The organism is Micromonospora craterilacus, from assembly GCF_003236315.1.
Taxonomy (GTDB): domain Bacteria; phylum Actinomycetota; class Actinomycetes; order Mycobacteriales; family Micromonosporaceae; genus Micromonospora; species Micromonospora craterilacus.
On sequence record NZ_POTY01000233.1, the window covers coordinates 1 to 10,915 of the forward strand.

Annotated in this window: 11 protein-coding genes; 7 read left to right on the top strand and 4 right to left on the bottom strand. The window is 71.5% G+C overall.

Annotation, left to right across the window (positions count from 1 at the left end):
- Nucleotides 1–41 precede the first annotated feature (41 nt).
- Both C1I95_RS27260 and C1I95_RS27265 read right to left on the bottom strand, forming a co-directional pair.
- A complete protein-coding gene (locus C1I95_RS27260; protein ID WP_111217987.1) occupies nt 42–233 on the bottom strand; it encodes a DUF397 domain-containing protein in 192 nt (63 codons plus the stop codon).
- Complete coding sequence (locus C1I95_RS27265) at nt 224–1,021, bottom strand: helix-turn-helix domain-containing protein (protein WP_111217988.1); 798 nt, start codon at nt 1,019–1,021, stop codon at nt 224–226. Before C1I95_RS27265 ends, C1I95_RS27260 begins: the two co-directional genes overlap by 10 nt.
- Before the next feature lie 345 nt (nt 1,022–1,366).
- Between C1I95_RS27265 and groES the strand changes: the two genes are divergently transcribed.
- From groES to C1I95_RS37145, 3 genes are all read left to right on the top strand, one after another.
- Nucleotides 1,367–1,675: a co-chaperone GroES gene (gene groES, locus C1I95_RS27270; RefSeq protein ID WP_012015047.1), complete on the top strand. Its 309-nt coding sequence runs from the start codon at nt 1,367–1,369 to the stop codon at nt 1,673–1,675.
- A gap of 70 nt (nt 1,676–1,745) precedes the next feature.
- Nucleotides 1,746–3,386 carry a chaperonin GroEL gene (gene groL / locus C1I95_RS27275; RefSeq protein WP_111217989.1) on the top strand — a complete coding sequence of 547 codons (1,641 nt, stop codon included), beginning with the start codon at nt 1,746–1,748 and terminating at the stop codon, nt 3,384–3,386.
- 451 nt (nt 3,387–3,837) lie between these two features.
- Entirely contained in the window at nt 3,838–5,445 is a 1,608-nt protein-coding gene (locus C1I95_RS37145; RefSeq protein WP_438941344.1) for a molybdopterin-dependent oxidoreductase, read from the top strand.
- A gap of 189 nt (nt 5,446–5,634) precedes the next feature.
- Here the strand turns inward: C1I95_RS37145 and C1I95_RS27285 are convergent, their stop codons facing one another.
- Nucleotides 5,635–6,018 (bottom strand): WhiB family transcriptional regulator, encoded by a 384-nt coding sequence (locus C1I95_RS27285; protein WP_111217994.1) that lies wholly within the window; start codon nt 6,016–6,018, stop codon nt 5,635–5,637.
- Nucleotides 6,019–6,271: 253 nt separating this feature from the next.
- On the opposite strand from C1I95_RS27285, the gene C1I95_RS27290 reads away from it, so the two are divergent.
- Nucleotides 6,272–7,075, top strand: coding sequence for a helix-turn-helix transcriptional regulator (locus C1I95_RS27290; RefSeq protein WP_111217991.1), 804 nt, complete (start codon nt 6,272–6,274; stop codon nt 7,073–7,075).
- A 156-nt stretch (nt 7,076–7,231) separates the two neighbouring features.
- On the opposite strand, the gene C1I95_RS27295 is transcribed toward C1I95_RS27290, so the two are convergent.
- Nucleotides 7,232–7,642, bottom strand: a complete 411-nt coding sequence (locus C1I95_RS27295; protein ID WP_111217995.1) for a DUF5319 domain-containing protein — start codon at nt 7,640–7,642, stop codon at nt 7,232–7,234.
- Nucleotides 7,643–7,987: 345 nt separating this feature from the next.
- Here C1I95_RS27295 and guaB point away from each other — a divergent pair, with 345 nt between their 5' ends.
- From guaB to C1I95_RS27310, 3 genes are all read left to right on the top strand, one after another.
- Nucleotides 7,988–9,550, top strand: coding sequence for an IMP dehydrogenase (guaB, locus tag C1I95_RS27300; RefSeq protein ID WP_111217992.1), 1,563 nt, complete (start codon nt 7,988–7,990; stop codon nt 9,548–9,550).
- A gap of 36 nt (nt 9,551–9,586) precedes the next feature.
- Nucleotides 9,587–10,705, top strand: coding sequence for a GuaB3 family IMP dehydrogenase-related protein (locus tag C1I95_RS27305; protein ID WP_111217993.1), 1,119 nt, complete (start codon nt 9,587–9,589; stop codon nt 10,703–10,705).
- Between the two features lie 28 nt (nt 10,706–10,733).
- A partial coding sequence (locus C1I95_RS27310; RefSeq protein WP_146605860.1) for a hypothetical protein occupies nt 10,734–10,915 on the top strand: 182 nt, incomplete at its 3' end.

The following is a 10,915-nucleotide window of genomic DNA, read 5'->3' on the forward strand; positions in this document are numbered from 1 at the left end:
GGGTCGACCCGAAGGATCTTGAGACGGCCTGGCGAGTGGGATCAGCTGGCGGGGCGGTGGGGCGCGATGAAGGCGCGCCAGCTTGCCGGGGTGAAGGCGAGCGCGGGGCCGGTCGGGTCCTTGCTGTCCCGGACGGCGACTACGCCGGGCAGGTTGTCGGCGACCTCGACGCAGGCGCCGCCGTTGTTGTTGCTGCGGGTGGATTTGCGCCAGGTGGCGCGGGTCAGGTCCATGACTTCGCCACTTCCTCGATCAGGCGGGCGGACTGCCGGCGCGGCAGCGCCTCACCGGCCACAGTCTCCCAACGACGTCCCAGGGTGGCAAGGCCGCTCGGGCCGTCCTCGGTCTGCCCCCGGAGCTGGTTGTCCAGGTGGGCCACCTCGGTGCCGTCGGCGAGGCGGGCCAGGATGAAGGGGCCGGAAAGCCCGGTGTGCCACGGGGTCTCGGCCGGGATGATCCGCACCTGCACGTGCGGCTGAGCGCTGACGGCCATCAGGTGCGCGAGCTGCTCCCGCATGGTCGTCCGGTCGCCGACCTGCCGGCGCAGCGCGTGCTCGTCCAGCACCGCGACGAGCTGCGGCGGCTGGTCGCGGGTGAGCACGTCCTGCCGGGCCATCCGGGTCAGCACCCGCTTCTCGACCTGCTCGTCGGTCAGCAGCGTGGCGACCCGGAGCATCGCCCGCGCATATGCCTCGGTCTGAAGCAGGCCCGGGACCACCGTCGGGTCACACCAGCGCAGTGAGACTGCCTCCCGTTCAATCTCCTCCCAGGGGCGGAACCAGTCCGGGGCGGCGTGTAGCCGGATTAGCTCCAGCAGCCCGACGAAGAGGCCGTTCGTCTCCAGCACCTTGTCGCACCGGGCCAGGTAGTCGTGGCTGAGCGGCTTCTGGCCGGTCTCGACCGCGACCGACGACGAGGAGTAGTTGATCAGCTTGCCCAGTTCCTCCTGGTTGATCCCGCGTGCCTGGCGGGCCCGGCGCAGCTGGTCCCCCAGGAACCCCAGGGTTGGAATGTCGGTCATCCGTCCGCCCTCCGTGGTGTGGTCGAGCCGGAGGGTGGGGAGACGGTTACTCGGCGGGAAGTGAATGTCGGCGTGTTGCGGTCAACCCTGGCGGAAGAGTGGCGAAATGGTGGCGACACGAGGCGAGGGCGTTGGCACTCTCCTTGACGGAGTGCTAGCCGAGGAATAACCTGCGATTAGCACTCTCACCCTGAGGGTGCCAACTTCCGGGCCCTGGTGTCCGGAGGTTGAACGCCAGGCGGACCGGCACCCGCGACGACGGCCCCGCCCGGTGGCATGTGGCAGATTGACGCCGGTCGGCGTGCCGACCGGCAACGAAACCAAGTACCCCAGGAGGGTATGCCCGTGACTACCGCGACCAAGGTTGCGATCAAGCCGCTCGAGGACCGGATCGTGGTCCAGGCGAACGAGGCTGAGACCACCACGGCGTCGGGCATCGTGATTCCCGACACCGCCAAGGAGAAGCCGCAGGAGGGCACCGTCCTCGCTGTCGGCCCGGGCCGGATCGACGACAAGGGCAACCGCGTGCCGATCGACGTCAAGGTCGGCGACACCGTCCTCTACTCGAAGTACGGCGGCACCGAGGTCAAGTACGCCGGCGAGGAGTACCTGGTGCTCTCCGCCCGCGACGTCCTCGCGGTCATCGAGAAGTAAGCAACCGATCAGTGTCGTTGCCCCGGTCCGGCTCGCCGGGCCGGGGCAACGTCGCTTCGAAGGGACATTCATGGCGAAGATCCTGAGCTTCTCGGACGACGCCCGGCACCTGCTGGAGCACGGTGTCAACGCGCTCGCGGACGCGGTCAAGGTCACCCTCGGGCCGCGCGGGCGCAACGTCGTCCTCGACAAGAAATTCGGTGTGCCCACGATCACCAACGATGGCGTGACCATCGCCAAGGAAATCGAGCTCACCAACCCGTACGAGAACCTCGGCGCGCAGCTGGTCAAGGAGGTGGCGACCAAGACCAACGACGTCGCTGGCGACGGGACCACCACCGCGACCGTGCTCGCCCAGGCCATGGTCCGCGAGGGCCTGCGCAACGTCACCGCGGGCGCCAACCCGGCCGGCCTCAAGCGGGGCATCGACGCGGCCTCGGCCAAGGTCTCCGAGGCGCTGCTCGGCAAGGCCGTCGAGGTCGCCGACAAGAAGTCCGTCGCGCACGTCGCGACGATCTCCGCGCAGGACGCCACCATCGGCGAGCTGATCGCCGAGGCGATGGAGAAGGTCGGCCGCGACGGTGTGATCACCGTCGAGGAAGGCTCCGCCCTGCAGACCGAGCTGGAGGTCACCGAGGGCCTCCAGTTCGACAAGGGCTTCATCTCGCCGAACTTCGTCACCGACGTGGAGGCGCAGGAGTCGGTCCTGGAGGACGCATACATCCTGATCACCACGCAGAAGATCTCGGCGATCGAGGAACTGCTGCCGCTGCTGGAGAAGGTCCTCCAGAACAACAAGCCGCTGCTGATCATCGCCGAGGACGTCGAGGGTCAGGCGCTGTCCACCCTGGTGGTCAACGCGATCCGTAAGACCCTCAAGGTCTGCGCGGTCAAGGCTCCTGGCTTCGGCGACCGCCGCAAGGCGATGCTCCAGGACATGGCGATCCTCACCGGTGCCGAGCTGGTCGCTCCCGAGCTGGGCTACAAGCTCGACCAGGTCGGCCTGGAGGTGCTGGGCAGCGCCCGGCGCATCGTGGTCGACAAGGAGAACACCACGATCGTCGACGGTGGCGGCCAGGCCAGCGAGGTCACCGACCGGGTCGCCCAGATCCGCAAGGAGATCGAGGCTTCCGACTCCGAGTGGGACCGGGAGAAGCTCGCCGAGCGGCTGGCCAAGCTCTCCGGTGGCATCGCGGTGGTCAAGGTCGGCGCGGCCACCGAGGTCGAGATGAAGGAGCGCAAGCACCGCATCGAGGACGCCATCGCCGCGACCAAGGCCGCGGTCGAGGAGGGTACGGTGCCCGGCGGCGGTGCCGCCCTGGCGCAGATCCTGCCGGTGCTCGCCGACGACCTCGGCTTCACCGGTGACGAGAAGGTCGGCGTGTCGATCGTGCGCAAGGCGCTGGTCGAGCCGCTGCGCTGGATCGCCCAGAACGCCGGACACGACGGCTACGTCGTGGTGCAGAAGGTCACCGGGAAGGAGTGGGGCCACGGCCTCGACGCCGCCGCCGGTGAGTACGTCGACCTGGTCAAGGCCGGCATCATCGACCCGGTCAAGGTGACCCGCAACGCGGTCACCAACGCCGCGTCGATCGCCGGTCTGCTGCTCACCACCGAGAGCCTCGTGGTGGAGAAGCCCAAGGAGCCGGAGCCCGCTGCCGCCGGTGGCCACGGCCACGGGCACAGCCACCAGCACGGCCCGGGCTTCTGACCCAGCCGTAAGCCGGACGTGGGGCGCACCGTCATCGACGGTGCGCCCCACGCGCGTCCGGAGCCTGTCGCGGTTCGGAGCCGGGCTGGTGCGGAGTCAGCCCGGGGCCGGAAGGATTACGGAACGCTGACGTGGCTACCGGGCGGGCGTCCCGGTCGGAAACACTGGGTCGGTGAGCAGCACGACACCCCGGTTTGCCGCCCTCGCCGGCGTCACCGCCGCCGCGGCGGCCATCGGCACCGCCGAACTGGTGGCAGCGCTGACCGGCCCCCGTTCGTCGCCGCTGGTCGCGGTCGGCGGACTGGTCGTGGACACCGCCCCCGAACTGGTCAAGCGGCTCGGCATCGCGCTGTTCGGCACGTACGACAAAATCGCCCTGCTGGTCGGGACGGCGCTGTTGCTCGGCGGTTTCGCCGCCCTGCTGGGGATGCTGGCCGCCCGCCGGTTGGCGGTGGGCCTGGCCGGCATCGCGGCCTTCGCCACGCTCGGCACGGCGGCGGCGCTGACCCGGGCCGGCGCGGATGTCGTCGACGCACTGCCGTCGCTGCTCGGGGCGCTGGTCGGCGCGGTGACACTGTGGGCGTTCGTCGCCGGCCCGCTGGAACTCGACCCATGGCCCTGGTCCTCACCCACCCCGCTCCCAGCGACCGCCGACGGTACGGGCCGGCATGCCGGCTCTGGTCCGGGTGCGACCTCGGGACCGGCTGCCGCTTCCGGGCCGCTGCCTGCCGAGCCGGCCGGTCAACTCGATCCCGCCACGAGCGGGCCTAGCCCAAGTACGCCTGGCCGGAGCGTGTCTGGCCCAAGTGCGCCTGGCCGGAGCGGGCCTAGCCCAAGTACGCCTGGCCGGAGCGTGTCTGGCCCAAGTGCGCCTGGCCGGAGTGCGTCTGGCGCGAGTGCGTCGGATCGGGGTGTGTCTGGCGCGAGTGCGTCGGATCGGGGTGTGTCTGGCGCGAGTGCGTGGGGTCGGAGTGAGTCCGGGCCGGTCGATCCGGGGTCGCGGCGGCGTTTCCTCTCCGGCGTGGGCACGGTGCTCGGGGTGGCCACCGTCGGCGGTGTCGCCGGGCGATGGTTGGCCGGTCGGCGGGGGGTGTCCGCCGCCCGCGAGGCGATCATCCTGCCCGCGCCGGTCTCCGCCGCGCCGCCGGTGCCGGCCGGGGCCGACCTGGCGCTGCCGAGCCTCGCCGGCTATGTCACCTCGAACCGGGGTTTCTACCGGATCGACACGGCACTGGTGGTGCCGCAGGTGGACCCGGAGTCCTGGCGGCTGCGCATCCACGGCCGGGTCCGCAACCCGATCACGCTGAGCTACGCCGACCTGCTCGCCCGGCCGATGGTCGAGCGGTACGTCACGCTGGCCTGTGTCTCCAACGAGGTCGGCGGCGACCTGATCGGCAACGCGCGGTGGCTGGGCGTACCGATCCGGGAGCTGCTCGACGAGGTGGCGCCGCTGGACGGTGCCGACCAGGTGGTCGGGCGCTCGGTCGACGGCTGGACCTGCGGCACCCCGACCGCCCTGTTGCGCGACGGGCGGGACGCCCTGCTCGCCGTCGGGATGAACGGGGAGCCGCTACCGGTCGCGCACGGCTTTCCCGCCCGGATGGTGGTGCCCGGCCTCTACGGCTACGTGTCGGCGTGCAAGTGGATCACCGAGCTGGAGCTGACCAGCTTCGCCGACTTCGACGCGTACTGGGTGCCCCGAGGCTGGTCCGCACAGGGGCCGGTGAAGACGCAGTCGCGGATCGACACGCCCCGCCCGCGCCACCGACCCGCCGCCGGCCCGGTCACCGTGGCCGGCGTCGCCTGGGCACAGCATCGGGGCATCCGCCGAGTGGAGGTACGTGTCGACGGCGGCCCCTGGCAGGAGGCCGAGCTGGCCCCGACAGTCTCGGTGGACACCTGGGTGCAATGGTCGTGGCGGTGGCAGGCCACCCCGGGCGAGCACACCCTCCAGGTGCGGGCGACGGACAGTACCGGCGAGACCCAGACCGGCCAGCGGCAGGACGTGGCCCCGGACGGCGCGACCGGCTGGCACACCGTCACCCTCACCGTCAGCTGACCCGATCCCACCGCCCCGTCACAGCGCCGCCCTGTCACGGCGCCCGCCCCGTTACGGCGCCGCCCGTCCAGATCTTGGACAGTTACCGTCAGCGATTGACGGTAACTGTCCAAGATCTCTTAAGGGGGTGGTCAGAGAGTGTGCGGACGCCGCGTTTCCGGGGCGGAAACGCGGCGTTGGCGGGCGTCGTCAGGCGACGTTGCGTTGGGTGGGGACCGTCGACTTGTGGGAACTGCCCAGCCGGAGCTCCAGCCGAGTGATGTCGACGCGGGTCTTCCGGCGGTCGGCGAGATCCTCCCAGCCGACCGCGAGCAGTCGCAGCCGTTCGGATTCCGTGAAGCCACCCCACACCCCGTACGGCTCCCGCACGGCCAGGGCGTGTGCGGCGCACTCGGCGCGGACCGGGCAGGTGCGGCAGACGGACTTGGCGGCGGATTCCCGGCGCAGCCGCGAGGAGCCGCGTTCGCCGTCGGGGTGGAAGAACTGGGCGCTGTCCCGGCCTCGGCAGGCACCGAGCCGCTGCCAATCCCAGAGGTCGACGATGGGTCCGGGCAATCTGCGTACGTTCGACATCAGCACCCCTCCTCTCGCGCGGCACCGCGAGATGCTTGTGGCCGGCTGTCCGGGCGGCGGGCCGCGCAGGCGCACCGTTCCCGGCCTGACCCCCTCGGTACCCGGACCGTGCTCGACTCACACGTCTTTGATCCAGAACCTCTGACGACTTGCGGCATATGCCCTATCTGTCGGAAAAGTTGGGAGGATTGCCCGGAACCTCCTCCCGAGCCCACCCGGTCATGGTCTGCTCGTGTGCGGAGAGGAGATCACTGTGCGTACGGTTCTCGTGTGCGTTCGGACGCCGCTCGCGGCGCAGCACCTGACCTCCGCGGCGGCGCGGCTGGGACTGTCCGGTGCCGTCCGGACGGCCGTCTCCGATCCCGAGGTGATGCTGCGGTTGGCCGAGCGTCCCGCTGACGTGGTACTCGCCGACACGGCGCTCACCCGGCCGGATAGTGCCGGCTTCGTCCGCCGGGTGCTGGCCCGCGCGCCGCAGGCCGCCGTCCTGCTGCTCGGCGCGGAGGAGTCCGAGGCGGCGGCGGCGACCATCAGCGCCGGGGCGCGAGGGCTGATCCAGGGCGTGGACCACGACCTGACCAGCGCGGTCGCCAAGGCATTGCTGCTGCTGTCCGCGCCCGGCCGGGCCAGCCGGCACCGGATCGCGGATCCGGCCCGGGACGCGGCGGCAGTCGGCAGTCCGGGCCGGCCGGCGCAGGGCGGCCGACCCGCCGGCGACCCCGCGCCGCCCTGGTCGGCCAACGGCGTCGACGCCGCGGGCGGGCCGGCGATGGTGCCGGCGCAGCGCGGCGACGACCCGGCCGAGCCGGATGCCGAGCCCGAGCCGGGCAAGGCCGCGCCGGCCCGGCCCGAACGGTCCGCGATCGGCCTCACCGAGCGGGAGTTGCAGGTGCTGCTCGGCATGGCCGAAGGCAAGAGCAACGCCGAGATCGGCCGCGAGTTGTTCGTCTCCGAGGACACCGTGAAGACCCACGCCCGGCGGCTGTTCCGCAAACTCGGCGCCCGCGACCGCGCGCACGCGGTGGCCGCCGGCTTCCGCGCCGGGCTCGTCGCCTGACCCGACGGCCGGACGGGCCGGGCTTGCTGCCTGAGCCCGACGGCTGGGCGGGCCGGGCTTGTCGCCTGAGCCCAGCTGGTCGGATGGGAGGCCAGCCCGGTTGCCTGAGCCCCGGCTGGTCGGACGGACTCCGGCCTGGCGGCCGGACGGAACAGGTCAGTTGCTGGCGTCGGCCTCGTCCTCGGTGCCCTCGCTGAGGGTGTCGTGCACACCGTCGGCGTAGCCACGGGCGTAGTCCCAGGTGACGTAGTGGTCGGGATCGGGGTCGTAGGCCGGCTCGTGCACCCGGGGACGCCCGGAGGTGAGCAGATGGCGCAGGTTGCCCCGCAGCAGGTCCCAATCGAAGTAGTGCGGCTCGCGGCAGTCCTCGCACTCGATGACGAGCCCGCGTACGCCGATCGGCGCGAGCAGCGCCTGGTAGATCTCCAGGTCGGCGAGGTCCTCCAGCACGTCCTGGCGCTCGACCTCGGTCAGCGGATCGAGCGGGGCCTCGCGGCCGGGATCGTCCAGGTCGGCCGCCGGATCGGTCGGGTCGCCGGTGAACGGGTCGATGGGCTCGTCTTGCACCCCCTCACCGTAGACCCAGGCGATGGGCACCGGGAGCCCGCCGCCGCACCAGGCGATGGGCACCGGGAGCCCGCCGCCGGGCGATGGGTAACGGGAACTCGCCGCCGGGCGATGGGCGCCGGGAACTCGCCGCCGCGCCGGGCGATGGGCGCCGGGAGTCCGTCGCCGCGCTGGGCGATGGGCGTCGGGAGTGCTCGGGTGTGACCGCCGCCGCCCGTACGCGCCGGACGCCGGTGTCACCCCGGCCACTGGGTACGATGGGGCTGACGCACCCTCGCCCGGCGTACGCCGGTGCCCGCCGCGCCACCTCACTGAAGCCCGTTCGAACAGCTCAGGAGAGCAATCGTGGAGAATTCGCCCCGTACCGACCTTTCCACCGGCACCGAGGGTGGCGAACTGGGCGGCCATCTGCCCGAGCTGCCCGCCGGCTCGGCGAGGGTGGTGCCGCTGGGGCTGACCTTTGACGACGTGTTGCTTCAGCCGGGCGAGTCGGACGTGGTGCCCAGCCGGGTCAACACCGTCACCCGGCTGACCCGCAACGTCACCCTCTCCATTCCGCTGCTCTCCAGCGCGATGGACACGGTGACCGAGGCGCGGATGGCGATCGCGATGGCCCGGCAGGGCGGCATCGGCGTACTGCACCGCAACCTCTCCGTGGAGGACCAGGCGCTCCAGGTCGACCTGGTGAAGCGCTCCGAGTCCGGCATGATCACCAACCCGGTGACCGCCAGCCCGGACGACACGCTGCGTGAGGTCGACCAGCTCTGCGGGCGCTACCGCATCTCCGGAGTGCCGGTGGTCGACGCCCAGGGGCAGCTGGTCGGCATCGTCACCAACCGGGACATGCGCTTCGTCTCCGACCCGGACACGAAGGTCCACGAGATCATGACCCGGGCGCCGCTGGTCACCGCGCCGGTCGGGGTGAGCAAGGACGACGCGCTGGGCCTGCTGCGCCAGCACAAGGTCGAGAAGCTGCCGATCGTCGACGGCGCCGGCAAGCTGCGCGGGTTGATCACGGTCAAGGACTTCACCAAGAGCGAGCAGTACCCGAACGCCACCAAGGACGACGCCGGTCGGCTGCGGGTGGCGGCGGCGATCGGCGTCGGCGAGGACTCGTACAAGCGGGCCCGGACGCTGGTCGACGCGGGTGTCGACGTGATCATCGTGGACACCGCCCACGGGCACCAGCGGGCCGTGCTGGACATGGTCAGCCGGCTCAAGAAGGACGTGGCCATCGACATCGTCGGCGGCAACGTGGCCACCTATGCGGGCACCAAGGCGCTGGTCGACGCCGGGGCCGACGGGGTCAAGGTCGGCGTGGGGCCGGGCGCCATCTGCACCACCCGGATCGTGGCCGGTGTCGGCGTGCCGCAGATCACGGCGATCATGGAGGCCGCCCGGGCGGCTCGCCCGGCCGGTGTGCCGGTGATCGGTGACGGCGGCATCCAGTACTCCGGCGACATCGCCAAGGCGTTGGTCGCCGGTGCCGACACGGTGATGCTCGGCAGTCTGCTGGCCGGTTGCGAGGAGAGCCCGGGCGAGCTGATCTTCGTCAACGGCAAGCAGTTCAAGGCGTACCGCGGGATGGGTTCGCTCGGCGCGATGCAGTCCCGCGGGCAGGCCAAGTCGTACTCCAAGGACCGTTACTTCCAGCAGGATGTGACCAGCGACGAGAAGCTGGTGCCGGAGGGCGTCGAGGGCCAGGTGCCGTACCGCGGGCCGCTGTCCCGGGTCGCCCACCAGCTGGTCGGTGGCCTGCGGCTGGCGATGGGGTACGCCGGTGCGGAGAGCATCTCCGAGCTGCACCAGCGTGGCCAGCTGATCCGGATCACCGCGGCCGGGCTCAAGGAGAGCCACCCGCACGACATCCAGATGACCGTCGAGGCGCCCAACTACCACACTCGCTGACACCCCCCACCACCCCCGAACACACCTGGAGTCCCCATGCGTGACGTGGTCGAGATCGGGCTGGGCAAGACCGCGCAGCGCGGCTACCACCTGGACGACATCGCGATCGTGCCGAGCCGCCGTACCCGGGACGTCGACGACGTCTCCACCGGCTGGCAGCTCGACGCGTACCAGTTCGGCATCCCCTGCGTCGGGCATCCCTCCGACGCGACGATGAGCCCGGCCTCGGCGGTCCGGCTCGGGCAGCTCGGTGGCCTCGGCGTGCTCAACGTCGAGGGGCTCTGGACCCGCTACGAGAACCCGACCAAGGTGCTGGAGGAACTGGCCGGCCTGGGCGAGGACGCCCGCGCCACCAAGCGGCTCCAGGAGGTGTACGCCGACCCGATCCGGCCGGATCTGATCACCGAGCGGGTCCGCGAGCTGCGTGAGGGCGGCGGCACGGTGGCGGTGCGGGTCTCCCCGCAGCACACCCTGGCGCTGGCCCCGGTGATCCTCGACGCCGGCGTCGACATCCTGGTCATCCAGGGCACCATCGTCTCGGCCGAGCACGTCTCGACCACCGACGAGCCGCTCAACCTCAAGGAGTTCATCGCCGACCTGGATCTGCCGGTCATCGTCGGCGGCTGCACCGACTACAAGACGGCGCTGCACCTCATGCGGACCGGCGCGGCCGGCGTGATCGTCGGCATCGGTGGCGACGAGTGGTCCACCACCGAGTCGGTGCTCGGCATCCGGGTGCCGATGGCCACCGCGATCGCCGACGCCGCCGCGGCCCGGCGGGACTACCTGGACGAGACCGGCGGCCGGTACGTGCACCTGATCGCCGACGGCGACATCCGGACCTCCGGTGACATCGCCAAGGCGCTCGGCTGCGGCGCGGACGCGGTGATGCTCGGCGAGCCGCTGTCGCTCTGTGAGGAGGCCCCGGCCGGCGGCGCCTGGTGGCACTCCGCAGCCAGCCACCCGTCCCTGCCCCGGGGCGCCTTCGAAGCCGCCGGCGAACCCATCGGCTCGATGGAGCGTCTCCTCTTCGGCCCCGCCGACGAGCCCGACGGCCAGCTCAACCTGTTCGGCGGCCTCCGTCGCGCGATGGCCAAGTGCGGCTACCGCGACCTCAAGGAATTCCAGAAGGTCGGCCTCGTCCTCGACCGCTAACCCCCACCGTCTCGCCGATCATGCGGTTGTGGTGGCCGGATCGGGCTGGTTCAACCGGTTCGTCACCCACCACAACTCCATGATCGGCGGCGTGGGCGGCGGTAGGCTCGGCCGGGTGGATCAGGGTTTTGGGCGGCGGGGCCGGGCGGTCGCGGTGGCGGTGGTGGCGGCCGTTGCGCTGGTCAGCTGCACCGGGGACCGGGATGCGCC